Source organism: Streptococcus sp. HMSC076H09 (assembly GCF_001811765.1).
Classification (GTDB): Bacteria; Bacillota; Bacilli; order Lactobacillales; family Streptococcaceae; genus Streptococcus; species Streptococcus agalactiae.
The window spans coordinates 1-23,914 of the sequence record NZ_KV806591.1; the positions used below are offsets into that span (position 1 = coordinate 1).

Below are 23,914 nucleotides of genomic sequence, written 5' to 3' on the forward strand. Positions count from 1 at the left end.
TGAACTAGGATTTTAGTTTCGCAGGAAGTCTATTGTATTGGGACCAACGGTTCGTATTTTTGATACCCTAACAGAGTCTTTAGGCTCTTATTTACAAAATTTCTTTGGAATGAGCTTTCGTGCAGCTGCTTTTGACAATACTAAACGTTCTTGGATTGATAATTGGACGATTTTTTATTGGGCGTGGTGGATTTCCTGGTCTCCTTTTGTTGGAGTTTTCATCGCTCGTATTTCTAAAGGGCGTAGCATTCGGGAGTTTTTAACGGTAGTTCTTTTAATACCGACATTATTGAGTTTTGTATGGTTTGCAGCATTTGGCACATTATCAACTCAGGTACAACAACTGGGTATTAATTTGACAAAGTTTGCAACAGAGGAAGTATTGTTTGCTACTTTTAATCACTACACTTTAGGTTGGCTTTTATCCACTATTGCTATCATTTTAATTTTTTCATTTTTTATTACATCAGCAGATTCTGCAACGTACGTTTTGGCTATGTTGACAGAAGATGGTAATTTAAATCCAAAAAATCGAACTAAAGTAATTTGGGGGCTAGTGTTGGCAGTGATTGCTATTGTCTTACTCTTGTCTGGTGGTCTGTTAGCGCTGCAGAACGTTTTAATTATTGTCGCTCTGCCATTTTCATTCGTAATGATTTTGATGATGCTAGCGCTATTAGTGGAGCTTTTCCATGAGAAAAAAGAAATGGGCTTATCGATTTCTCCAGATCGTTATCCACGTAAAAATGAACCATTTAAATCTTATGAAGAATAAAAAGAAGCCAGAAGGCTTCTTTTTATTGGTTAATCGTTTTGATCAAATCATCATCGCTAGTAGTTGGTAAGATACGAACTCGATTAAGAGAAAGCAAACCGTTATCTTTTGTTGCAACTCCTTCGTTTGTTGTAAGCCCTAGTTTATAATATTGACTAGCAATATCCAAAGTTGTAGGATTGTAGCGTCCTGATGGATAAGCAATCGCAAGAGTATCTTGAGAGAGTTTTTGATCTAAAAACAGTTTTGATAGTGTCATTTCTTGGGTTTGTAGTTCTGGAGTTAAGAGAGAAAGATTGGGGTGAGTAACCGTATGTCCTTGGAATGACATGCCGTTTTGCTTCATTTCTAGCATTTGTTGAACGTTGAGGTTAGATTCTCGTCCTTCTTGAACAAAGCCAGTGATGATATTATTAGTGGCTTTAACCTTGTACTTTTTGAGTATAGGGTATGCCTTAGTGTAGAAATCGGCATTTCCATCATCAAAAGTAATCCAAATGACTTTTTTTTCAGGTAAAGCATTTTCGTTTAGTGCACGATATGCCTCGTTAGGGGCTAAGAAGTAATATCCTTCCTTTTTGAGACGTTTTATATGACTTTCAAAAATGTCAGGTGCCACAATTAAGTTAGCACTGGCGGCTTCAGAAGGGTCCATAACATGAACAGCATGGTACATTAAAATGGGTATTTTAACAGGAGTCTTTTGCTTAACCCATTTCTTTTTTTTGATAGATGTGACAATTTTTCGATGACTAGAGGCGTTCGTTTTTGTTTTTATTTCTTGCTTTGAACGATTGTTGAAGAATAGAAATATGCCGATTAAAGCTATTAACAAAAAAAAGACAGAAGCAATAGCTAACCATGGGGAACGTTTTCGTGGTTTACGATGACTAGTAGGTGTGTGTGCCATTTATTTCTCCTTAACTTTTAAAGTACTTTTATTGTATCATCTTTTCTGAAATAATATTCTCTTTTTAAGAACTTTCATAGGACAAGACGCGTTTACCCTATAAAAAATATTGGTAATTTGTTATAATATAGCCAATGTTTGTCTTGAAGTTAGAGACAATTTCTAAGGAGAAATTCATGACTATTAAAATAGCTTTATTAGGTTTTGGAACGGTTGCTAAGGGTATTCCATATTTGCTAAAAGAAAATCAACATAAGCTACTTTCTTTAGAAGGCGAAGATATTGTGATTGATAAAGTATTAGTAAGAGATAATGAAAGCCGCCAGCGTTTCATCAATCAGGGATTTACTTATAACTTTGTGACAGAGATAAATACTATTCTTCAAGATCCACAAATTGATATTGTAGTGGAATTAATGGGGGGGATTGAGCCAGCTAAAACTTATTTGAGTCAAGCATTAGGATTTGGTAAACATATTGTGACAGCCAATAAAGATCTCATTGCTTTACACGGAAAAGAGTTGATGGATTTAGCAGACGCTAGAGGTCTAGCTTTATTCTATGAGGGAGCAGTTGCTGGAGGCATTCCTATTTTAAGGACCCTATCGCATTCGTTTGCCTCAGATAAAATGACACGTTTATTAGGAATTCTCAACGGTACCTCCAATTTCATGTTAACAAAAATGTTTGAAGAGGGATGGTCTTATGAACAAGCTCTAAAAAAGGCACAAGAGTTAGGTTATGCCGAAAGTGATCCTACAAATGATGTTGAAGGTATTGATACTGCCTACAAAGCCACTATCTTAAGTCAATTTGGATTTGGTATGCCTATTGATTTTGATGATGTTAATTATAAGGGGATTTCTAGTATTCGCTCAGAGGACGTTGAAGTAGCTCAGGAGATGGGCTTTGCCATTAAGTTGGTAGCTGATCTTCGTGAAACTCCAACTGGTATAAGTGTAGACGTTTCTCCGACACTAATTTCTCAAGAGCATCCCTTAGCTGCAGTTAATCATGTGATGAATGCAGTATTCATTGAATCAATAGGGATTGGTCAGTCTCTTTTTTATGGACCAGGTGCGGGACAAAATCCAACAGCAACCTCTGTTTTAGCCGATATCATCGATATTAGTCGTAGTATTCGATCACAGATAAAAATTAAGCCTATGAATACTTATCATTGTCCGTGTAGGTTGTCAATGCAGTCTGATATCTTCAATGAGTACTATCTAGCTATTTCTTTGAGAAATGCTGAAGATAGTGATACACTTGGAAGGTACTTTGAGCAAGAAAATATAGGTTTGAAAAATGTTATTGAAAAAGCATTGGATGATAAACAACAAGAAATCTATGTATTAACAGATGAAGTTAGCCAAGAGAAAATAACTCAATTTATTGAGGAGTTTCCTGAGAGTGGTGTCATTCAGTTAATCAATGTATTCAAAGTAATAGGAGGGTGAAATGAGGATAATTGTACCTGCAACTAGTGCGAATATTGGTCCAGGCTTTGATTCAATAGGAGTTGCGTTATCAAAGTATTTAAGCATTGAAGTATTAGAAGAAAGTACAGAGTGGTTAGTTGAACACAATTTAGTAAATATTCCAAAAGATCATACTAACCTCCTTATTCAAACAGCTTTGCATGTTAAGTCGGATTTGGCACCACACCGCTTAAAAATGTTTTCAGATATTCCTTTGGCCAGAGGTTTAGGTTCTTCTTCCTCTGTAATTGTTGCAGGAATAGAATTAGCCAATCAATTAGGAAATTTGGCTCTTTCTCAAAAAGAAAAATTAGAGATAGCTACCCGATTAGAAGGACATCCTGATAATGTAGCACCGGCCATTTTTGGTGATTTAGTTATTTCATCAATAGTGAAAAATGATATTAAAAGTTTGGAAGTGATGTTTCCAGATAGTTCCTTTATCGCTTTTATTCCAAATTATGAATTAAAAACAAGTGATAGTCGAAATGTACTACCTCAAAAATTGAGTTATGAGGATGCAGTTGCTTCAAGCAGCGTCGCTAATGTGATGGTTGCGTCGTTGTTGAAAGGTGATTTGGTAACTGCTGGATGGGCTATAGAAAGGGACCTCTTTCATGAAAGATATCGTCAACCTTTGGTGAAGGAATTTGGAGTTATAAAACAAATCAGCACTCAAAACGGTGCGTATGCTACTTATTTGTCTGGAGCAGGACCGACGGTAATGGTTCTGTGTTCGAAAGAAAAAGAACAACCAATTGTCACAGAGTTAAGTAAATTATGTTTAGATGGACAGATTCAAGTACTTAATATTGAGCGAAAAGGAGTGAGAGTTGAGAAAAGATAATTTAGGAATTATCCTTGGCTTGTCAGCCTATGTTTTATGGGGGCTTTTATCTCTTTATTGGAAATTATTATCTGGAATTGAAGCATATAGTACGTTTGCTTATAGGATTATATTCACTGTTTTAACTATGCTTATTTATATGCTCGTTTCGGGTAGAAAAACAGTCTATTTAAAAGACTTAAAAGGCTTAGTTAATAATAAAAAGTCATTTTGGACAATGTTTGTAGCCAGTATTTTAATTTCAATTAATTGGTTGGTCTATATTTTTGCAGTCACGCATGGTCACGCTACTGAGGCAAGTCTTGGTTATTATATGATGCCGATTATTTCAATTTTGTTGTCGGTCCTTGTTTTACGTGAACACCTGGCAAGAGTAGTTAGCCTTGCAATTTTGATTGCAATCATGGGAGTTGGAATTTTAGTTTATCAAACTGGTCATTTTCCTTTAATTTCACTAACTCTAGCGCTTTCTTTTGGTTTTTATGGGTTATTAAAAAAATCAATTTCTTTATCTAGCGATTTTTCGATGCTGGTAGAAAGTAGTTTTATTGCTCCGTTTGCACTCATTTATATAGTGTTTTTCGCCAAAGATTTTTTAACTGATTATAATATATTACAATTAGTTTTACTCTCACTTTCAGGAATCATTACAGCAGTTCCTCTTTTATTATTTGCAGAAGCCATTAAGAGGGCTCCTCTAAATATTATCGGTTTTATCCAATACATCAATCCAACCATCCAATTATTGCTAGCATTGTTTATTTTTAAAGAAACTATCGTTAGTGGGGAGGTAATAGGTTTTATTTTTATCTGGCTTGCTATTTTAGTTTTTAGTATTGGACAAGTACATACGATGTTAAAGAAAGGTAAATAAGATGACTTATCAAGAAGCGCTAGAATGGATTCATAGCAAATTAGCTTTTGGTATTAAACCAGGTTTGGAACGTATGAGATGGATGCTAGAGCAGTTAGGAAACCCTCAAAACAACCTATCTGCCATTCATGTTGTTGGAACGAATGGTAAAGGATCAACAACTAGTTATTTACAACATATTTTTACAAATTCTGGTTATCAAGTTGGAACATTTACATCACCATATATTGTTGACTTTAGAGAGCGTATTAGCATTGATGGTCAAATGATTCCAGAGTCTGATTTTATCAAACTTGTTGAAACTGTTCGTCCAGTTGTTGAACGGTTGCACCTTGAGACCAACCTAGAACCAGCTACAGAATTTGAAGTTATAACAGTTTTGATGTTCTATTATTTTGGCAATAGCTGTCCAGTTGATATCGTCATTATTGAGGCTGGAATGGGCGGTTATTATGATTCTACCAACATGTTCAAGGCTTTAGCGGTTACTTGTCCGTCAATTGGATTAGATCATCAGGAGGTTTTAGGACGAACTTATGTAGATATAGCTGAACAAAAAGTAGGTGTTTTAAAAAAAGGAGTTCCATTCGTATATGCTAATGATCGTCAGGATGTTGAAGAAGTCTTTCAAATAAAAGCCAAGGAAACCCACAGCCAGACTTATCGTTTACACAATGACTTTTATATAAAAGAAGAGGAAAATTATTTTAACTATATAGGTCCTCAAGCAAATATTGATCATATTCAGTTGCAAATGCCGGGACATCACCAAGTTTCCAATGCTAGCATAGCTATAACTACCAGTTTATTATTAAGAGACAAATATCCAAAGTTAACCCTACAGACCATTAAAGATGGGCTTGAAATGACAAAATGGGTAGGCCGTACAGAATTAATCTTTCCAAATGTAATGATTGATGGCGCTCATAATAATGAAAGTGTCGATGCTCTCGTTCAAGTTATAAAAAAATATCAGCAGAAAAACGTGCATATTCTATTTGCTGCAATTAATACTAAACCGATAGAGAGTATGTTAGAATCATTGTCTAGTATCGCTCCGGTTTCGGTTACTAGCTTTGATTACCCTAAATCAATAAACTTAGACAAATATCCTAAAGCGTACACTAGAGTTAGTGATTGGAAGAAATGGCTACATGATATAAATCTGACATCAGATAAAGATTTCTATGTGATTACTGGCTCCCTTTATTTTATTTCTCAAGTTCGTCAGGAACTACTATTAATCAAAACTACAACAACTTAAAAAGGATAGGATAAATTAATGCCCAATCAAGAAAAAATGGAAAAAGCTATTTATCAATTTTTAGAGGCTTTAGGAGAAAATCCTGATCGAGAAGGATTGAAAGATACACCGAAGCGTGTGGCAAAAATGTATATAGAAATGTTCTCAGGACTTAATCAAGATCCAAAGGAGCAATTCACTGCAGTCTTTTCTGAAAATCATGAAGAGGTTGTGATTGTCAAGGATATTCCATTCTATTCCATGTGTGAACATCATTTGGTTCCTTTTTATGGTAAAGCTCATATTGCTTATTTACCAAACGATGGACGTGTTACTGGACTTAGTAAGCTTGCACGTGCAGTTGAAGTGGCGAGTAAGCGTCCTCAACTTCAGGAACGTTTAACAGCACAAGTTGCACAAGCTTTAGAGGATGCTTTGGCGCCTAAAGGTATTTTTGTTATGATAGAAGCAGAGCATATGTGTATGACAATGCGTGGCATTAAAAAACCAGGAAGTAAGACGATTACAACGGTAGCTCGTGGTTTATACAAGGACGATCGATATGAAAGACAAGAAATTCTATCGCTAATACAAAAAGGATAAAAGATGAAAATAGGACAATATGATATTACAGGTAAAGCTTGTATCATGGGGATTTTAAATGTAACGCCTGATTCCTTCTCAGATGGTGGTTCTTATACCACAATTGATTCAGCTTTAAATCAAGTTGGTGAGATGCTTGAACAAGGGGTGGCAATTGTAGATATTGGGGGAGAATCAACGCGGCCAGGTGCAGTATTTGTGACTTCTGAAGAAGAAATTAAACGTGTAGTTCCAATGATTAAAGCTATTAGAGAGGTCTACCCTGATCTTTTGTTATCAATAGATACTTATAAAACAGAGGTAGCTCAAGCAGCCCTTGATGCAGGTGTACATATTTTAAATGACGTTTGGTCAGGTTTATATGATGGTAAAATGCTATCTTTAGCAGCAGAACGAAATGTTCCAATTATTTTGATGCATAACCAGGAAGAAGCTGTTTATCAAGATATCAAAAAAGAAGTTTGTGAATTCTTACTTGAAAGAGCAGATCATGCTTTAGAAGCAGGTGTTTCAAAGGATAATATTTGGATAGATCCTGGCTTTGGTTTTGCTAAAACAGAGGAGCAAAATTTAGAACTATTAAAAGGTTTGGAACAAGTGTGTGATTTAGGTTATCCTGTGTTATTTGGGATCTCTCGAAAACGTACTGTTAATTATCTTCTAGGTGGTAATAGGGAAGTAATTGAACGTGATATGGGGACTGCTGCTTTATCGGCATGGGCAATAGCAAAGGGGTGTCAGATTGTACGTGTTCACAATGTTGAAGTAAATAAGGACATTGTGACAGTAATTAGTCAGTTGGTGTAATATGGATAAGATTTATTTAAATAAATGTCGGTTTTATGGTTATCATGGTGCTTTTTCGGAAGAACAAACATTGGGGCAAGTTTTTCAAGTTGATGCTGTTCTATCACTTGATTTGGCAAAAGCATCACAAACTGATGATTTAATTGATACGGTTCATTATGGTGAAGTTTTTGACTGTATTAAAAATCATGTTGAAAACGAACAGTATCAATTAATAGAGAAATTAGCAGGTGTTATTGTTGAAGATATTTTCTTACAGTTTCATCCAGTACAAGCTATTACATTAAAGATTACAAAAGACAATCCACCAATTAATGGGCACTATGAATCAGTTGGAATTGAATTGGAGCGCAAGCGAGCATGACAACCGTTTACTTGAGTTTAGGTAGTAATATTGGTGATAGAGAAACTTTTCTGAAGCAGGCTCTCTTTTCAATTGATCATTTGCAAAAGACAAAAGTCGCGCAAATTTCCGCTATTTATGAAACAGCTGCTTGGGGGAATACTAACCAAGAAGATTTTTTTAATATATGTTGTCAGGTAGAGACAGACTTAGCACCTTTTGAATTATTGGATTATTGTCAAGAAATTGAAAAACGCTTAAAGCGCGTGAGACATGAGCACTGGGGTCCAAGGACAATAGATATTGATATCTTACTTTTTGGTAATCAAGTGATTAACCAAGAAGATTTAGTAGTACCCCATCCGTATATGACGAAGCGAGCATTTGTTCTAGTTCCGTTACTCGAAATAGCACCTCAACTAAGTTTACCTAATGGTTCTAAGCTAGAAGACTATCTCGAAAAATTGAATTTAGGAGAAGTTCATTATTTAAAACCAGTCGAATAGTCAGTTAGGATTTTAAAATTAAAATACACAGAAATTGTGATAATGTATCGTCAACAACCTATATTTTTGGTATAATAGAAATCGGTTTTATGCCGATTTTTTGTGTCTATAAAACACAATAAAACAGAATTGAGATAAAGGTTATGATTAAAACAATACAAAAAGAATTAGAAGGTCTCGATATTCGCTTTGATGAGCCTTTAAAGAAATATACTTATACTAAAGTAGGAGGACCTGCTGATTATCTTGCATTCCCAAGGAATCGCCTTGAACTATCGCGTATTGTTAAGTTTGCTAACAGTCAAAATATTCCTTGGATGGTTTTAGGAAATGCGAGTAATATTATCGTTAGAGATGGTGGTATCCGTGGTTTTGTTATCATGTTTGATAAACTGTCAACTGTTACAGTCAACGGTTATGTTATTGAAGCAGAAGCAGGAGCTAATCTCATTGAAACAACTCGTATTGCACGTTATCATAGCTTAACTGGCTTTGAATTTGCTTGCGGAATTCCTGGAAGTGTAGGTGGAGCAGTCTTTATGAATGCTGGCGCTTACGGTGGTGAAATTGCTCATATTTTATTGTCTGCACAAGTTTTGACACCACAGGGTGAACTTAAAACGATTGAAGCTAGGAATATGCAATTTGGTTATCGTCATTCTGTCATTCAAGAGAGTGGAGATATTGTTATATCAGCTAAGTTTGCCTTAAAACCAGGAGATCATCTCATGATTACTCAGGAAATGGATCGTTTAACCTATCTCCGTGAGCTGAAACAACCTTTAGAATACCCTTCTTGTGGTTCTGTGTTCAAACGTCCCCCAGGACATTTTGCAGGGCAACTCATTAGCGAAGCACATCTTAAAGGTCAACGTATTGGTGGAGTAGAGGTTAGCCAAAAACATGCTGGTTTTATGGTTAACATTGCAGAAGGTTCAGCTCAAGATTATGAAAATCTTATTGAACATGTTATTAACACCGTTGAATCAACTTCAGGTGTCCATTTGGAACCAGAAGTTCGTATTATCGGTGAGTCGCTATTATAAAGTAGTTTAGTACTTACTTTAGTCAGAAAAATGGAGGATTTATGAGAATTGACTAACCCAATCATTGCATTTAAAAATGTATCAAAGGTATTTGAAGACAGCAACACCGTTGTCTTAAAAGATATTAATTTTGAACTTGAAGAAGGTAAATTTTACACCTTATTAGGGGCCTCAGGAAGTGGTAAATCAACTATCTTAAATATTATTGCAGGTTTGCTAGAGGCGAGTACAGGCGATATTTACTTAGATGGGAAACGCATCAATGATGTTCCCACTAATAAACGGGATGTTCATACCGTTTTCCAAAACTATGCTTTGTTTCCACATATGACGGTTTTTGAAAACGTTGCTTTTCCATTAAAGTTGAAAAAAATGGATAAGAAAGAAATTCAAAAACGTGTTCAAGAAACTCTAAAAATGGTTCGTTTAGAAGGGTTTGAAAAACGAGCCATTCAAAAATTATCAGGAGGACAACGCCAGCGTGTTGCGATAGCGCGTGCTATCATCAATCAACCTAAAGTAGTCTTACTAGATGAACCCTTATCAGCATTGGATTTGAAATTGCGTACAGAGATGCAATATGAATTGCGCGAACTGCAACAACGTTTAGGCATTACCTTTGTTTTTGTCACACATGATCAAGAAGAAGCGTTGGCAATGAGTGATTGGATTTTCGTCATGAATGAAGGTGAAATTGTTCAATCAGGAACACCAGTAGATATCTACGATGAACCTATCAATCATTTTGTAGCAACTTTTATAGGTGAATCAAATATCTTATCTGGCAAGATGATTGAGGATTATTTGGTTGAATTTAACGGTAAGCGCTTTGAGGCTGTTGATGGCGGTATGCGCCCTAATGAATCAGTCCAAGTAGTTATTCGTCCAGAAGATCTTCAAATTACCCTACCTGATGAAGGAAAACTTCAAGTTAAAGTGGACACACAACTTTTTCGAGGTGTCCACTATGAAATTATTGCTTATGATGATTTAGGTAATGAATGGATGATTCATTCAACTCGTAAAGCTATTGAGGGGGAAGTTATTGGTTTAGATTTCACTCCAGAAGATATACATATTATGCGTCTTAATGAAACAGAAGAAGAATTTGATGCGCGCATTGAAGAATATGTAGACACTGACGATCATGAGGATGGTTTAATCAATGCTATCGAGGAGGAGAGAAATGAAGAAAACCTCTAGTCTATTTTCAATTCCTTATATGGCTTGGTTATTCTTATTTGTATTAGCACCTGTTGCTTTGATTGCTTGGAACTCGTTCTTTGATATTAATGGGCACTTTACTTTAGCTAATTACCAGACGTTTTTTAGCTCAGGAACCTATCTTAAAATGAGCTTTAACTCGGTTCTATATGCAGGCATCGTTAGTTTCATAACGCTTTTGATTAGCTATCCAGCTGCTTATTTGCTTACAAAATTAAAACACAAGCAATTATGGCTAATGCTAGTTATTTTGCCAACATGGATTAATCTTTTGTTAAAAGCCTATGCTTTTATGGGGATATTTGGTCAACAAGGGGGAATTAACGCCTTCTTAACCTTTATAGGTATCGGCCCAAAACAGATTCTATTTACAGATTTTTCATTTCTTTTTGTAGCAGCTTACATTGAATTACCGTTTATGTTATTACCCATTTTTAATGCCTTGGATGATATTGATCAAAATCTCATTTATGCAAGTGATGACTTGGGTGCAAATGCATGGCAAACTTTTCAGAAGGTTATATTTCCTCTATCTCTGAATGGTGTAAGAGCAGGTGTACAATCTGTCTTTATTCCTAGTTTAAGTCTCTTTATGCTTACGCGTCTTATTGGTGGTAATCGAGTTATTACTTTAGGGACAGCCATAGAACAACATTTTTTAATCACACAAAATAAAGGTATGGGCTCAACCATAGGGGTTATTTTAATTTTAGTGATGGTTGCTATTATGTGGTTAACAAAGGAGAGGAAAGCATGAAAAAATTCGCAAATATCTATTTAGCACTTGTTTTTATTATCCTTTATATTCCTATTATTTATTTGATTTTTTATTCTTTCAATAAAGGTGGGGATATGAATTCTTTTACTGGATTCACCTTTAGTCACTATGGAGAACTGTTTCAGGATAGCCGCTTAATGCTAATTTTAGTGCAAACATTCTTTTTGGCTTTTCTTAGCGCCTTATTAGCTACAATTATTGGTACCTTTGGAGCTATTTGGATTTATCAGGTAAGACGTAGACATCAAACCTCTATTTTATCGCTTAATAATATCCTTTTAGTAGCACCAGATGTTATGATTGGTGCAAGTTTTCTCTTAGTATTTACTGTTATTGGTTTACAGTTAGGTTTCACTTCTGTATTATTGAGCCATGTTGCATTCTCTATTCCTATTGTTGTTTTAATGGTCTTACCTCGTTTAAAAGAAATGAATGATGATATGATTAATGCTTCCTATGATTTAGGAGCTTCAACTTGGCAAATGCTTAAAGAAGTTATGTTACCCTATTTGTCGTCGGGTATTATTTCAGGTTTCTTTATGGCTTTCACTTACTCGCTAGATGATTTTGCGGTTACTTTCTTTGTTACAGGTAATGGCTTTTCAACGCTTTCAGTAGAAATCTATTCACGCGCACGTCGCGGTATATCATTGGAAATTAATGCCTTGTCAACTATTGTCTTTTTATTTAGTATTTTATTGGTAATTGGTTATTACTATATTTCGAAAGAGAAGGGAGAAAAGAATGCGTAGAGTTTATTCCTTTTTAGGCGGTATTGTTCTTGTTATCCTGATCCTCTTTGGTTTAACCACTTACTTAGAAAAAAAGAGTAGTTCAACACCTAACTCAGATAAGTTAGTTATTTATAACTGGGGAGACTATATTGATCCAGCCTTATTAAAAAAATTTACAAAAGAAACTGGAATTGAAGTACAATACGAAACGTTTGACTCTAATGAGGCTATGCACACCAAAATTAAGCAGGGTGGGACGACATATGATATTGCTGTACCTAGTGATTATATGATTGACAAAATGATAAAAGAAAACCTTCTGGTTAAACTTGATCATTCAAAGATAGCTAATTGGGATGCTATTGGAGCTAGGTTTAAAAATTTGAGTTTCGATCCTAAAAATAAATATTCGATTCCTTATTTCTGGGGAACTGTTGGGATTGTTTATAATGATCAATTAGTTAAAACTCCTCCTAAACATTGGGATGATTTATGGCGTCCAGAGTTTCGAAATAAAATCATGCTAGTTGATAGTGCACGTGAGGTTATTGGAGTTGGTTTAAATTCCTTGGGATATGGATTGAATACAAAGAACATATCAGAATTAAAAGCCGCTTCTAAAAAGTTAGATGCTCTAACACCAAACGTTAAGGCTATTGTTGCTGATGAGATGAAAGGCTATATGATTCAGGGAGATGCAGCGATTGGTGTTACATTCTCTGGAGAAGCACGAGAAATGCTTGATGGGAACAAGCATTTGCATTACGTTGTTCCTAGTGAAGGATCTAACCTTTGGTTTGATAATATTGTAATCCCCAAAACAGTAAAGCATCGCAAAGAAGCTTATGCCTTTATTAATTTCATGATGGAACCTAAAAATGCGGCACAAAATGCAGAATATATTGGTTATGCGACCCCTAATCTCAAAGCAAAAGCGCTGTTACCAGCAGATATCAAAAATGATAAAGCATTTTATCCTCCTGATAAAACAATTGATCATTTAGAAGTTTACAATAACTTGGGTCAAAAATGGCTTGGTATTTACAATGATTTGTACTTACAATTTAAAATGTATCGTAAGTAATCTATTAACAAAAAGTACTTCTCTGATGAGAGGTATTTTTAGTTACCAAGAGTTCCTAGAAAGTTTGTGATATTTTTGTTAAAATAATTGTAAGAAAAGGAGGAAAATATGGAAAATCATAAAAATGAATTTCAGTTTTCACTTGAATCAATTCTGGGATTTGTTTGGAGAGGAATAGTAGTAGGCTTAATAGCAGGATTTGTTGTCAGCATATTTCGATTAGCGATTGAAAAAATTTTTTTAGTTGTTATGGAACTTTATAAAAGTGCCCATTATCAACCAATTATTTTATTAAGCATTACGGTTACTAGTATTATCGCTGCAGTGATAATAGGTTTTTTTATCAAATCTGATCCTGATATTAAAGGTTCAGGTATCCCGCATGTTGAAGGTGAACTTAAAGGAATGCTATCGCCAGACTGGTTTAGTATTGTATGGAAGAAATTCATTGCGGGTATTTTAGCTATTTCTTCGGGACTTATGCTTGGTCGCGAAGGTCCCAGTATTCAGTTAGGAGCTATGACAGGTAAGGGAATTGCACAGTATCTCAATGCTAGTCGAATGGAAAAACGTGTTTTAATTGCTAGTGGTGCGGCAGCAGGTCTTTCAGCAGCCTTCAACGCTCCTATTGCAGGCCTTTTATTTGTAGTTGAAGAAATTTACCATCATTTTTCTCGCTTAGTTTGGATAACAGCTTTGGTAGCAAGTTTAGTGGCAAACTTTGTCTCACTTAATATCTTTGGTTTAACCCCAGTTTTAGCTTTACCATCAGAATTACCATCTTTAAATCTCAACTTTTATTGGATTTTTTTACTCATGGGTCTCTTTTTGGGTATCTTAGGTTTTATCTATGAGTGGGTAATTTTAAGATTTCATGTGATCTATGATTATTTGGGCAAACTATTTCATCTACCATCTCACCTATATGGTATATTAGCGGTAATTTTTATTCTTCCTATTGGTTACTATTTCCCACAATTATTGGGGGGTGGAAATGGCTTAATTGTATCACTGCCTAGGAGTAATCTTAGTCTGATGATGTTAGGATTATTTTTCCTCATTCGTTTTTTATGGAGTATGTTGAGTTACAGTAGTGGCTTGCCAGGAGGAATTTTTTTACCAATTCTAGCTTTAGGATCTTTAGCAGGTGCTTTTTTTGCAGTAGGTATGCAGTACTTTGGTATAATATCTCATCAGCAGATATCTTTATTTGTTGTTCTAGGAATGGCGGGCTATTTTGGTGCAATCTCAAAAGCACCACTAACAGCTATGATTTTGGTTACAGAAATGGTTGGCGATTTAAAACAATTAATGGCTATTGGAATTGTAACGATGGTATCTTATATTGTCATGGATTTATTAAAGGGAGAACCTATTTATGAAGCGATGTTGGCTAAAATGACCTTCAATCCAAAAGATAAAGTAATGACACCTACATTGATTGAATTAACTGTTTCAGATAAAATATCAGGAAAGTATGTCCGAGATTTAGAATTACCAGAAAATGTGTTAATAACGACTCAAATTCATCATAAGACATCGGCTGTAGTATCAGGAAATACTATCTTGAATGCTGGCGACACCATTTTTTTAGTTGTGAATGAATCGGAAATTAAAGAAGTACGTGAACAGCTGATGTAAACTAATTAACGCTTAAATAATAAAAAATAGAAACTAGTCATGGATTTAACTAGTTTCTATTTTTTTGTATTTATATTTCTATAGACAAGCGTACTACCGTCTTTTTTGTTGGTAAATTGTTTGCGGTACTGGCGAGGAGTTGTATGATAATAGCGTTTAAATTGGCGATTAAAATTTGATAGATTATTAAAACCAACGCTGTTGGCAATATCAATAATGGCCGTAGTGGAGTTAATAAGATGCTCACTAGCTTTATTAAGACGAACTTGTATGATAAATTCTGTACAGGATGTTCCAGTATGCTGTTTAAATACGGTCATAAAATGTGTCTTACTATACCCCATATAATCAGCTAAAAATTCAATGGTAAGATTTTGCTGGTAATTATTATTAATATAATCAATCAGATCACGAATTCTCTCATTTTTTCTGTAGGTATCATCAGTATGTTTTTTAATGACATATTGATGATAATAGAGTAAATACAAGAGTTCGTTTAATTTAGCTTTTAGGAGTAGCTCAAAATGTCGATTTTCTTCTTTTGAAATATTAAAAATATCAAACAAACAATTTTTGATATCATTATATCCTGTCATACTAGGTTTGATACATTGGATAAACTTAAAAGAGCTAGTCTGCAACGGTTGTAAATAACGAAGGCTAACTTGGTCTACAATAGAATATCCTATTAAATCTAAGTGAAATTTAATGCTATCTGTGATATGCTCTTTATTTTCAATCGGATGAATAGAATGCATACCATTTGGACGGATCAAGATAATATCACCAGATTGGCTATTAAAAAAATCATAATCGATGTGATAACGTGCGGTCCCCTCGTGGACATATGAAATTTCAAGTTCCGGATGCCAGTGAAATAAAATGTCAGGGTAACCATTTCTAACCTCAGTATGCATGTGTTCGTAGGGTAATAAATGCCGGTTATCTTCTAAATTATGTGATAGTAAATTATCAAGTGAGTTCATCGTTTTTCTTTCTAAAATCGTAGGATAGTATTATTATAACAGAAAACTATCAAAAAATGGGTTTCGTAGGATAGTATTATTTTTTGAAAGGATAGTGTAAGTTTTGTATAGGAACATGACATATAATATAAGTCATAGAGAAAACGCTTTAAAATTTTTGCTTAGAGTGTTTCTAATAACTTCAAAATCCTTACAGGGTCGTTTAATCTCCTTATCTCATGTAAGGATTTTTTGTTGTATTAATATGACCAAATTTATTAATATACTCAATTATTTATTTTTTCAAAACAGAATAACTATGTGAAAAAAATAATTTTAGGTCTCTCAAAAACACGTATAGCAATTTCGAATCTCAAATATTTTATTATGACTATTGCAATAGTTACGAATCTATTATTCAACTCAACAATAAGAAAACTCTTCAGTAAATCATTATGTTAAACAAGCTCTGATAGTATGGCGATAAGTATGGGTAAAAGTCAATTTAATCTCTGAAACAAAATTTAACTTAATTAATAGAACCGTTGACGTATCAGGTATCAAATCTTTTTGGTTTATATGTGATATAATGAAAGAACATATTGAGATATTTGGCACCCTCTTGAAAGGCAAAGGTTACTTGCATGATTAAACTAATAGCAACAGATATGGATGGAACTTTTCTACGCTCAGATAAAACTTATGATAAAGCACGGTTTTCTTCTTTATTAACGTTGATGGAGAAGTATGATATTAAATTTGTAGCTGCTAGTGGTAATTTATACGATCAATTGTTGTTAAACTTTTTGGAATACCCTAATCGTATCGCCTACGTCGCTGAAAATGGTGGTCGTGTCATTGACCAAGATGGCACATTACTAAAAGAAACTTATTTATCTAATGATACAGTTGCAGCTGTTTTATCCTATTTATATCAGAACTATCCTGAGACACTCATCAGCTTATCTGGTGAAAAACGTTCATACCTTGAGCGAAGAACTCCTATTAATAGGCGGACTGAATTAGAATACTATATGCCTAATTTTATCTATAAAGACCATTTGCTGCCCTTAGATGATGACCGATATTTTCAAATGACACTTTGGGTAAATGAAAATCTTGTTTCTGAGATGTTGTTAGATATTAGTGAACACTTTAAAAATCATCATATCAGATTGACCTCTAGTGGTTTTGGTTGTATCGATGTCTTACCAGCTGATGTCAATAAAGCGGATGGTATCGCTATTCTCCTTGAAAAGTGGGGATTGAAACAGGATCAAGTGATGGTTTTTGGTGATGGGGGCAATGATGTGGAAATGTTGAGAGCAGCAAATATTTCTTACGCTATGTCAAATGCGCCAGAAGAAATTAAAGCTATTGCTAAATATCAAACAGTTAGTAACGATCAAGATGGTGTGTTAGAAACGATAGAGAACTTTCTTCACAAGATGAGTGATAATGAATAGAACCACGTAGCTTTTAACGAAGCATACTATTCAATTCTCAGGTGAAATTTTGTTATAATACAAGAAAGCCTAGAGAAATATTTAAGAATGAAGGAGAACGATGTTAGAAGTTATTGACAAAGCTTTAAGAGATTATCAAATGAAACGAGAACAGTTTTTTGAGATTAACAATCAGACAGTACAAGAAGGTGCCATTGTTTTCACAGGAGATTCTATCGTTGAGTTTTTTCCTTTAAAAAAACATTTAGGACGTGACTATCCTTTAGTTAATAGAGGAGTAGCAGGATCAGATACTTATTGGCTTTTAGAAAACTTGAGAACCCAAGTATGGGAACTATTACCATCCAAAGTATTTATTTTAATTGGAACAAATGATATTGGTTTAGGGCATTCACAGTCAGAAATCATAGCTAATATCACGGATATAATTGCAGAAATTCGTGCGGAATCTTATATGACAGAGATTAATATACTGAGTGTTTTACCTGTTAGTGAAGAAGATGACTATATAGAGCGTGTCAAGGTAAGAAATAATCAAGCAATAAAAGCTTTAAACAAAACCTTATCAGTAATTTCTGGCATTAATTATATTGAATTGTATGATTTATTAGTTGACGAAAAAGGTCAGCTTGCTAGCAGTTTTACAAAAGATGGTTTGCACCTAACAGATCAAGCCTATGCTAAAATTTCTGAAACGATAAAACTCCACCTTTAAAAGTGTTTCGATACTATTTTTAAGTATTTAAATACACAGAATTAGTGAAAAGACCTTCTAAGTAGAAAGTTCATGTCACGGGTAGTACCAGTATTTGGCGAATCAATGTCAGTAACTGGTCTTTTTTAATATTATGATAAGAAAAAACAAGAGGGGTAAATGATGGTAAAACAAGTATTTCCAAAAGGTTTTTTATGGGGCGGGGCAACTGCTGCCAATCAATGTGAAGGAGCTTACAATGTTGATGGACGTGGCCTAGCAAATGTAGATGTTGTTCCTACTGGAGAAGATCGATTTGCAATTATTTCAGGACAAAAGAAAATGTTTGATTTTGAGGAAGGATACTTTTATCCAGCAAAAGAATCAATAGATTTTTATCACCATTATAAAGAAGACCTTGCATTACTTGCAGAAATGGGTTTCAAAACCTATCGTATGTCAATAGCATGGACGCGTATTTTTCCAAAGGGTGATGAGCTATATCCAAATAAAGCTGGTCTTCGGTTTTATGAAAATATTTTTAAAGAGTGTCGTAAGTATGGTATTGAACCTTTGGTAACCATCACACATTTTGACTGTCCTATCTACCTTATTAAACATTACGGTGGGTGGCGGAGCCGTAAAATGATTGGTTTTTATGAGCGCCTTGTACGAGCTTTATTTACTCGTTTTAAGGGGTTAGTTAAATATTGGTTGACCTTTAACGAAATCAATATGATTTTACACGCTCCTTTTATGGGCGCTGGCTTATATTTTGAAGATGGTGAAAATCAAGAGCAAATTAAATATCAAGCAGCTCACCATGAGTTAGTGGCTTCGGCTATTGCAGTAAAAATTGCTCATGAAGTTGATCCAAATAATCAAATCGGATGTATGCTAGCTGCAGGTCAATACTATCCAAATACGTGTCATCCACAAGATTATTGGGCTTCGATGCAAAAAAATAGAGAAAATTATTTTTTTATTGATGTGCAAGCTCGTGGCAAATACCCTAATTATGCTAAAAAATATTTTGAGCATTTAGGTATTTCAATTCAAATGACAGCAGAAGATCTTGCTTTGTTAAGAGACTATACGGTTGATTTTATTTCATTTTCTTACTATTCAAGCCGAGTAGCTTCAGGTAATCCAACTGTCAGTGAACAGGTTCAAGAAAATATTTTCGCATCACTTAAGAATCCTTACTTGAAATCTTCTGAATGGGGATGGCAAATTGATCCGCTTGGATTACGTATTACCTTAAATGCTATCTGGGATCGTTATCAAAAACCGATGTTTATTGTTGAAAATGGACTTGGGGCAGTAGATATTCCTGATGAGAATGGTTACGTAGAAGATGATTATCGTATTGATTACCTCCGTCAGCACATTGCTGCAATGAGAGATGCTATATATGTAGATGGTGTTAATTTAATTGGCTATACTACATGGGGATGTATTGATTTAGTATCTGCAGGAACTGGTGAAATGGAAAAACGCTATGGTTTCATTTATGTTGATCGCAATAATAAAGGAGAGGGAACACTCAAGCGTTACAAGAAAAAATCGTTTTATTGGTACAAGAAGGTTATTGCAAGTAATGGCAGTCAAATAGAATAAAGAGCAGACTAATAACTGTTAACTCTCTTTTTCTCATTCATAAAATAGTGTATAATAATTGAAAGAAATTAAGATTAATAAGGAGATTTCATGAAATTTGAAAAACGGCAGGTCTATTATGTTGTCATAACATTTGCTATTTGCTATGCTATACAGGCTTATTGGGGAGCTGTTTCTAATATTTTAACTACGCTTCATAAGGCAATATTTCCTTTTTTGATGGGAGCTGGAATTGCCTATATTATTAATATTGTAATGTCAGTCTATGAGCGATTATATATAAAGCTTTTTAAAGGATCTAGACTATTAATGGCAATCAAGCGTAGTGTTTCTATGATTTTATCCTATGCAACTTTTATTGGTTTAATTGTCTGGCTATTTTCAATTGTCATTCCAGATTTGATTTCTAGTTTGAGTTCTTTATTGGTTATTGATACCGGAGCACTTGCTAAATTGGTTAATAATCTCAATGAAAATAAACAAATTTCTGAGGCTTTAAATTATATGGGAACAGATAAAGACTTAGTTTCTACTTTAAGTGGTTATAGCCAGCAGATTTTGAAGCAAGTTTTATCTGTTTTAACAAATTTACTAACCTCAGTTTCCTCTATTGCGGCAACACTCCTGAATGTTTTTGTTAGTTTTATTTTTTCAATTTACGTTTTGGCAAACAAGGAGCAGTTGGGACGTCAGTTTAATTTGTTAATTGATACCTATTTAGGTTCAACAGGCAAAACATTCCATTACGTTCGTCATATCCTTCATCAACGTTTCCATGGTTTTTTTGTAAGCCAAACTTTAGAAGCTATGATTTTAGGAAGTTTGACGGTTATTGGTATGTTGATCTTCCAATTTCCTTATGCTTTAACAGTTGGGGTTTTAGTTGCTTTTACAGCTCTAATACCGGTTGTGGGAGCCTACATTGGTGTTACAATCGGTTTCATCTTAATTGCTACTGAATCGCTTACTGAAGCATTCTTGTTTGTTCTTTTCTTGATCCTTTTACAACAATTTGAGGGAAATGTCATTTATCCGAAAGTTGTCGGTGGATCGATTGGACTGCCTTCTATGTGGGTTTTAATGGCTATTACTATCGGAGGTGCTTTATGGGGGATCTTAGGCATGTTACTTGCTGTTCCTGTTGCAGCTACTATCTATCAGATTGTAAAAGATCATATTATCAAGCGACAAACGCTTAGAAATCGTGCACGAACCTATCGTTAAATAAAAAATACTTAGATTTTTCATCTAAGTATTTTTTATTGATTTAAAACATGAGTTTTTGATTGGTTTACGAATATTATGACTGGAGGTGTTTTATGTACCATATTGAATTAAAAAAGGAAGCTTTACTACCAAGAGAACGCCTAGTTGATTTAGGCGCAGATAGATTGAGTAATCAGGAGTTATTAGCCATTCTCTTACGTACAGGTATTAAAGAAAAACCTGTTCTGGAAATTTCAACGCAAATTTTAGAAAACATAAGCAGTTTAGCAGATTTTGGTCAATTATCCTTACAGGAGTTGCAATCCATTAAAGGAATCGGTCAGGTTAAATCCGTCGAAATAAAAGCTATGCTAGAACTAGCAAAACGGATTCACAAAGCTGAATATGATCGTAAAGAGCAAATTTTAAGTAGTGAACAATTAGCGAGGAAAATGATGCTCGAATTAGGGGATAAAAAACAAGAACATTTAGTAGCTATTTATATGGATACACAAAATCGTATTATCGAACAGAGAACAATTTTTATTGGTACTGTACGTCGTTCAGTAGCAGAGCCAAGAGAAATTCTACATTATGCTTGTAAAAACATGGCAACTTCTTTGATTATCATACATAATCATCCCTCAGGTTCTCCAAAGCCCAGTGAAAGTGATTTAAGTTTCACTAAAAAAATAAAACGATCATGTGATCATCTGGGAATTGTTTGCCTAGATCACATCATCGTTGGAAAAAATAAATATTATAGTTTTCGAGAAGAAGCAGATATTTTATAAATAATGAACTATTTATTGCTGCTGGTTCATGAAATAAAGTAAAGTTTGTAATTCGCTTGTTAAATCTACATACTGAACAATGATATCTTTTGGTAATGTTAAATGAACTGGAGAAAAACTCAAGATGCCTTTTATACCTGCTTTGACTAAGATGTCAGCAACTTCTTGGGCTTCTGTACTAGGTACTGTTAGGATAGCAGTTTCAATATCACTATCTATTAAATGGTCATTGATAGTCGAAATACCGTAGACAGGAATGCCATCCTCGGTTGTTTTACCAACTAAATCATTGCTATCTAAATCAAAAGCCATTGAAATTTGCATTTTATTGCGATCGTGGAAACGATAATGCAAGAGAGCTCTACCGATATTTCCACATCCCACCAACATAACATTTGTTGTAGAATGATCGTTCAATATTTCTGCAAAGAAGTTCATAAGTTTTTTGACATCATAACCAAAACCACGGCGTCCTAGTTCACCAAAATAAGAAAAATCACGTCGAACAGTAGCAGAATCGATACCTAGGGCATCTGCAATTTGTTTGGAACTAGCTTTTTCGATGCCATCAGTATTAAAACGTTTAAAAATACGGTAGTACAGTGATAAACGTTTAGCAGTTGCTTTAGGAATAGACTTATCCATAATCACAAAATTATCTCCTTGTTAAAAATTTTATTATTCGATTTAGAATTAGTTATATAACTTAATTCTTCACATCTCTATTGTACAAAAAGATTGTGAAAGTGACAACAAAATGGTTCGCAAAAAGACCACTAAAATGTTAAAAATAGTGGTCGATAAATTATTTTGCAGTTTTCGTAAAGATATCACGCTCAACGAGGCTGTCCATTAAGAAATAAAATTTGTCTTGAAGAATTTTATGATCGGTAGATTTAAAGATATTTACTATTCTAAGGCCAGATTTATCAGTAATTAAGAGCTTAAAACCAGAAAGTTCTTTATTGATTGTAATCTTTAGAGGAAAGCCATCGCCAGAATTAGGTACTGTTTCTAGGAGACGCTCTAATTCATAATTACCTAAGCGATTTTGAGTGAATGTAGTATCGCGTAAGGTATATTTTTTAATGTTCGGGCTGATAGTATAAATGTAATTGCAGTCTGGAAGATTTATTTCTTTTTCAAATGCCATATTAATCTCCTATAATTTTTCTTAAGGTTTTAGCTAATTTAAGAATTTCTTCTTGGGTATTTAGTTCTGAAAAACTAATACGTATTGATTCATTTAGACGTGGTGAGTTGGCTCCGTACAAGCTTGTTAAGACATGGCTAGGTTCGACTGTTCCTGCAGTACATGCAGAACCTGTTGAAACTGCGAATCCAGCTAAATCTAATTGTGTCAATAACAAGCCATTATTCTGTCCAGGAAAACCTATATTAAGTACATGAGGTAAGCAGTCTTGACCGTTATTAAGATAGAAGTCAAGGTCTGAAATAGCATCTAAAAAGGTCGTTCTCAGCTGACTAATGTGAGTCCAATTTTTAAGGGTGTTAGTCGTAGCATCAGTAAGAGCTTGAGACATTCCAGCAATACCAATTATATTTTCAGTTGAAGCACGCCTTTTTTCCTCTTGGTCTCCACCATGAAGTAGACTATCAAAGTGATGGGGAGCACAGTAAAGTATCCCAACACCTTTTGGACCGTGAAATTTATGGGCAGAAGCAGCTAAAAAGTCAATTCCTAAAGAATGAGGATCAAGTTCCATTTTGCTAAAGACTTGAACGGCATCAACGTGAAAAACAGCTTGGTGGTTCCTGAGAAGCTGACCAATCTCTTGAATTGGTAAAAAGTCCCCGGTTTCATTATTAGCAAACATGAGAGATACCATAATAGTATCATCTCGTAAAGCTTCTTGAACGTCTTTTGCAGTAATTTGTCCATGGTTTGGTTTTAAGTAAGTAATATCAAAACCAAATCGCTCTGATAAGTAAGTCATAGTATGTAGGACTGAATGATGTTCAATTTCAGAGGTAATAATATGTTTACCTTTTAGCTGATTTGCAAGAGCATACCCTTTGATAGCTGTATTGTTGCTCTCAGTTCCCCCAGAAGTGAAAATAATTTCACGTGAATTAACATTTAGATATTCAGCAATAATTTGTCGACATTCACGTAAAAGTTGATTTGCTTGACGCCCAAAGGTATGTATACTAGATGGATTACCATAGTTACTTGTCATGACATTGGTCATTTTCTCAATAACAGATGGGGTTAGAGCGGTAGTAGCAGCATTGTCTAAATAAATCATCAA

At 34.5% G+C, this 23,914-nt stretch carries 24 protein-coding genes and 2 pseudogenes; 21 read left to right on the forward strand and 5 right to left on the reverse strand.

Translation table 11 applies throughout. The features are described from left to right. Window positions 1-31: 31 nt before the first annotated feature. A pseudogene (locus HMPREF2818_RS01370) lies at window positions 32-775 on the forward strand (BCCT family transporter); the annotation flags it as partial. A gap of 22 nt (window positions 776-797) precedes the next feature. Here HMPREF2818_RS01370 and HMPREF2818_RS01375 read toward each other — a convergent pair. Further along, entirely contained in the window at window positions 798-1,685 is an 888-nt protein-coding gene (locus tag HMPREF2818_RS01375; protein WP_000951503.1) for a polysaccharide deacetylase family protein, read from the reverse strand. Between the two features lie 176 nt (window positions 1,686-1,861). Between HMPREF2818_RS01375 and HMPREF2818_RS01380 the strand changes: the two genes are divergently transcribed. From HMPREF2818_RS01380 to HMPREF2818_RS01445, 14 genes are all read left to right on the forward strand, one after another. Next, entirely contained in the window at window positions 1,862-3,145 is a 1,284-nt protein-coding gene (locus HMPREF2818_RS01380; protein ID WP_000152823.1) for a homoserine dehydrogenase, read from the forward strand. 1 nt (window position 3,146) lies between these two features. Next, window positions 3,147-4,013 carry a homoserine kinase gene (thrB, locus tag HMPREF2818_RS01385; protein ID WP_001220331.1) on the forward strand — a complete coding sequence of 289 codons (867 nt, stop codon included), beginning with the start codon at window positions 3,147-3,149 and terminating at the stop codon, window positions 4,011-4,013. Then, the gene (rarD, locus tag HMPREF2818_RS01390; RefSeq protein WP_001224293.1) at window positions 4,000-4,887 is read left to right on the forward strand and encodes an EamA family transporter RarD; all 888 of its coding nucleotides are present in this window, start codon (window positions 4,000-4,002) and stop codon (window positions 4,885-4,887) included. Before thrB ends, rarD begins: the two co-directional genes overlap by 14 nt. Window position 4,888: 1 nt before the next feature. Next, window positions 4,889-6,151: a bifunctional folylpolyglutamate synthase/dihydrofolate synthase gene (locus tag HMPREF2818_RS01395; RefSeq protein ID WP_000222112.1), complete on the forward strand. Its 1,263-nt coding sequence runs from the start codon at window positions 4,889-4,891 to the stop codon at window positions 6,149-6,151. 18 nt (window positions 6,152-6,169) lie between these two features. Next, window positions 6,170-6,733 carry a GTP cyclohydrolase I FolE gene (gene folE / locus HMPREF2818_RS01400; protein ID WP_001133587.1) on the forward strand — a complete coding sequence of 188 codons (564 nt, stop codon included), beginning with the start codon at window positions 6,170-6,172 and terminating at the stop codon, window positions 6,731-6,733. A 3-nt stretch (window positions 6,734-6,736) separates the two neighbouring features. Continuing rightward, a complete protein-coding gene (gene folP / locus HMPREF2818_RS01405; protein WP_000690163.1) occupies window positions 6,737-7,540 on the forward strand; it encodes a dihydropteroate synthase in 804 nt (267 codons plus the stop codon). 1 nt (window position 7,541) lies between these two features. Next, complete coding sequence (gene folB, locus HMPREF2818_RS01410) at window positions 7,542-7,904, forward strand: dihydroneopterin aldolase (RefSeq protein ID WP_000358071.1); 363 nt, start codon at window positions 7,542-7,544, stop codon at window positions 7,902-7,904. Next, entirely contained in the window at window positions 7,901-8,389 is a 489-nt protein-coding gene (folK, locus tag HMPREF2818_RS01415; protein WP_000214500.1) for a 2-amino-4-hydroxy-6-hydroxymethyldihydropteridine diphosphokinase, read from the forward strand. Before folB ends, folK begins: the two co-directional genes overlap by 4 nt. Before the next feature lie 143 nt (window positions 8,390-8,532). Further along, window positions 8,533-9,435 (forward strand): UDP-N-acetylmuramate dehydrogenase, encoded by a 903-nt coding sequence (murB, locus tag HMPREF2818_RS01420; RefSeq protein ID WP_000598027.1) that lies wholly within the window; start codon window positions 8,533-8,535, stop codon window positions 9,433-9,435. Between the two features lie 48 nt (window positions 9,436-9,483). Then, window positions 9,484-10,638, forward strand: coding sequence for an ABC transporter ATP-binding protein (locus tag HMPREF2818_RS01425; RefSeq protein WP_000184098.1), 1,155 nt, complete (start codon window positions 9,484-9,486; stop codon window positions 10,636-10,638). Beyond that, complete coding sequence (locus tag HMPREF2818_RS01430) at window positions 10,622-11,416, forward strand: ABC transporter permease (protein ID WP_000753812.1); 795 nt, start codon at window positions 10,622-10,624, stop codon at window positions 11,414-11,416. The genes HMPREF2818_RS01425 and HMPREF2818_RS01430 overlap by 17 nt, the downstream gene beginning before the upstream one ends. Next, window positions 11,413-12,189 carry an ABC transporter permease gene (locus HMPREF2818_RS01435; RefSeq protein ID WP_000712712.1) on the forward strand — a complete coding sequence of 259 codons (777 nt, stop codon included), beginning with the start codon at window positions 11,413-11,415 and terminating at the stop codon, window positions 12,187-12,189. The genes HMPREF2818_RS01430 and HMPREF2818_RS01435 overlap by 4 nt, the downstream gene beginning before the upstream one ends. Then, the gene (locus HMPREF2818_RS01440) at window positions 12,182-13,255 is read left to right on the forward strand and encodes an ABC transporter substrate-binding protein (protein ID WP_001255373.1); all 1,074 of its coding nucleotides are present in this window, start codon (window positions 12,182-12,184) and stop codon (window positions 13,253-13,255) included. The genes HMPREF2818_RS01435 and HMPREF2818_RS01440 overlap by 8 nt, the downstream gene beginning before the upstream one ends. Before the next feature lie 108 nt (window positions 13,256-13,363). Next, a complete protein-coding gene (locus HMPREF2818_RS01445) occupies window positions 13,364-14,896 on the forward strand; it encodes a ClC family H(+)/Cl(-) exchange transporter (RefSeq protein WP_000427427.1) in 1,533 nt (510 codons plus the stop codon). Window positions 14,897-14,952: 56 nt separating this feature from the next. Here the strand turns inward: HMPREF2818_RS01445 and HMPREF2818_RS01450 are convergent, their stop codons facing one another. Further along, a complete protein-coding gene (locus HMPREF2818_RS01450; RefSeq protein WP_001086430.1) occupies window positions 14,953-15,882 on the reverse strand; it encodes a helix-turn-helix transcriptional regulator in 930 nt (309 codons plus the stop codon). A 261-nt stretch (window positions 15,883-16,143) separates the two neighbouring features. Between HMPREF2818_RS01450 and HMPREF2818_RS10455 the strand changes: the two are divergent. The 6 genes and pseudogenes from HMPREF2818_RS10455 to radC form a co-directional block, all read left to right on the forward strand. Continuing rightward, window positions 16,144-16,323, forward strand: a pseudogene (locus HMPREF2818_RS10455) (hypothetical protein); the annotation flags it as partial. A 182-nt stretch (window positions 16,324-16,505) separates the two neighbouring features. Beyond that, window positions 16,506-17,327, forward strand: a complete 822-nt coding sequence (locus tag HMPREF2818_RS01455) for a Cof-type HAD-IIB family hydrolase (protein WP_000593347.1) — start codon at window positions 16,506-16,508, stop codon at window positions 17,325-17,327. A gap of 100 nt (window positions 17,328-17,427) precedes the next feature. After that, the gene (locus HMPREF2818_RS01460; protein ID WP_000895129.1) at window positions 17,428-18,042 is read left to right on the forward strand and encodes an SGNH/GDSL hydrolase family protein; all 615 of its coding nucleotides are present in this window, start codon (window positions 17,428-17,430) and stop codon (window positions 18,040-18,042) included. 159 nt (window positions 18,043-18,201) lie between these two features. Continuing rightward, the gene (locus tag HMPREF2818_RS01465; RefSeq protein ID WP_000989488.1) at window positions 18,202-19,641 is read left to right on the forward strand and encodes a 6-phospho-beta-glucosidase; all 1,440 of its coding nucleotides are present in this window, start codon (window positions 18,202-18,204) and stop codon (window positions 19,639-19,641) included. Between the two features lie 90 nt (window positions 19,642-19,731). After that, window positions 19,732-20,865 carry an AI-2E family transporter gene (locus HMPREF2818_RS01470; protein ID WP_000667240.1) on the forward strand — a complete coding sequence of 378 codons (1,134 nt, stop codon included), beginning with the start codon at window positions 19,732-19,734 and terminating at the stop codon, window positions 20,863-20,865. A gap of 95 nt (window positions 20,866-20,960) precedes the next feature. Further along, a complete protein-coding gene (gene radC / locus HMPREF2818_RS01475) occupies window positions 20,961-21,641 on the forward strand; it encodes a RadC family protein (protein ID WP_000274751.1) in 681 nt (226 codons plus the stop codon). 12 nt (window positions 21,642-21,653) lie between these two features. Here radC and HMPREF2818_RS01480 read toward each other — a convergent pair whose 3' ends face one another. The 3 genes from HMPREF2818_RS01480 to HMPREF2818_RS01490 all read right to left on the reverse strand — a co-directional run bounded on the left by HMPREF2818_RS01480 (window position 21,654) and on the right by HMPREF2818_RS01490 (window position 23,911). Then, window positions 21,654-22,292 (reverse strand): redox-sensing transcriptional repressor Rex, encoded by a 639-nt coding sequence (locus HMPREF2818_RS01480; protein WP_000605175.1) that lies wholly within the window; start codon window positions 22,290-22,292, stop codon window positions 21,654-21,656. 154 nt (window positions 22,293-22,446) lie between these two features. Then, the gene (locus tag HMPREF2818_RS01485; protein ID WP_000863499.1) at window positions 22,447-22,794 is read right to left on the reverse strand and encodes a DUF1831 domain-containing protein; all 348 of its coding nucleotides are present in this window, start codon (window positions 22,792-22,794) and stop codon (window positions 22,447-22,449) included. 1 nt (window position 22,795) lies between these two features. Then, window positions 22,796-23,911, reverse strand: coding sequence for a cysteine desulfurase family protein (locus tag HMPREF2818_RS01490; RefSeq protein WP_000639602.1), 1,116 nt, complete (start codon window positions 23,909-23,911; stop codon window positions 22,796-22,798). Between the last annotated feature and the right edge of the window lie 3 nt (window positions 23,912-23,914).

Coding starts and splice junctions, on each gene's coding strand:
- HMPREF2818_RS01375 (WP_000951503.1), bottom strand. CDS start 1,685: ATGGCACACACACCTACTAGTCATCGTAAACCACGAAAACGTTCCCCA.
- HMPREF2818_RS01380 (WP_000152823.1), top strand. CDS start 1,862: ATGACTATTAAAATAGCTTTATTAGGTTTTGGAACGGTTGCTAAGGGT.
- thrB (WP_001220331.1), top strand. CDS start 3,147: ATGAGGATAATTGTACCTGCAACTAGTGCGAATATTGGTCCAGGCTTT.
- HMPREF2818_RS01395 (WP_000222112.1), top strand. CDS start 4,889: ATGACTTATCAAGAAGCGCTAGAATGGATTCATAGCAAATTAGCTTTT.
- folE (WP_001133587.1), top strand. CDS start 6,170: ATGCCCAATCAAGAAAAAATGGAAAAAGCTATTTATCAATTTTTAGAG.
- folP (WP_000690163.1), top strand. CDS start 6,737: ATGAAAATAGGACAATATGATATTACAGGTAAAGCTTGTATCATGGGG.
- folB (WP_000358071.1), top strand. CDS start 7,542: ATGGATAAGATTTATTTAAATAAATGTCGGTTTTATGGTTATCATGGT.
- folK (WP_000214500.1), top strand. CDS start 7,901: ATGACAACCGTTTACTTGAGTTTAGGTAGTAATATTGGTGATAGAGAA.
- murB (WP_000598027.1), top strand. CDS start 8,533: ATGATTAAAACAATACAAAAAGAATTAGAAGGTCTCGATATTCGCTTT.
- HMPREF2818_RS01430 (WP_000753812.1), top strand. CDS start 10,622: ATGAAGAAAACCTCTAGTCTATTTTCAATTCCTTATATGGCTTGGTTA.
- HMPREF2818_RS01435 (WP_000712712.1), top strand. CDS start 11,413: ATGAAAAAATTCGCAAATATCTATTTAGCACTTGTTTTTATTATCCTT.
- HMPREF2818_RS01440 (WP_001255373.1), top strand. CDS start 12,182: ATGCGTAGAGTTTATTCCTTTTTAGGCGGTATTGTTCTTGTTATCCTG.
- HMPREF2818_RS01445 (WP_000427427.1), top strand. CDS start 13,364: ATGGAAAATCATAAAAATGAATTTCAGTTTTCACTTGAATCAATTCTG.
- HMPREF2818_RS01450 (WP_001086430.1), bottom strand. CDS start 15,882: ATGAACTCACTTGATAATTTACTATCACATAATTTAGAAGATAACCGG.
- HMPREF2818_RS01455 (WP_000593347.1), top strand. CDS start 16,506: ATGATTAAACTAATAGCAACAGATATGGATGGAACTTTTCTACGCTCA.
- HMPREF2818_RS01460 (WP_000895129.1), top strand. CDS start 17,428: ATGTTAGAAGTTATTGACAAAGCTTTAAGAGATTATCAAATGAAACGA.
- HMPREF2818_RS01465 (WP_000989488.1), top strand. CDS start 18,202: ATGATGGTAAAACAAGTATTTCCAAAAGGTTTTTTATGGGGCGGGGCA.
- HMPREF2818_RS01470 (WP_000667240.1), top strand. CDS start 19,732: ATGAAATTTGAAAAACGGCAGGTCTATTATGTTGTCATAACATTTGCT.
- radC (WP_000274751.1), top strand. CDS start 20,961: ATGTACCATATTGAATTAAAAAAGGAAGCTTTACTACCAAGAGAACGC.
- HMPREF2818_RS01485 (WP_000863499.1), bottom strand. CDS start 22,794: ATGGCATTTGAAAAAGAAATAAATCTTCCAGACTGCAATTACATTTAT.
- HMPREF2818_RS01490 (WP_000639602.1), bottom strand. CDS start 23,911: ATGATTTATTTAGACAATGCTGCTACTACCGCTCTAACCCCATCTGTT.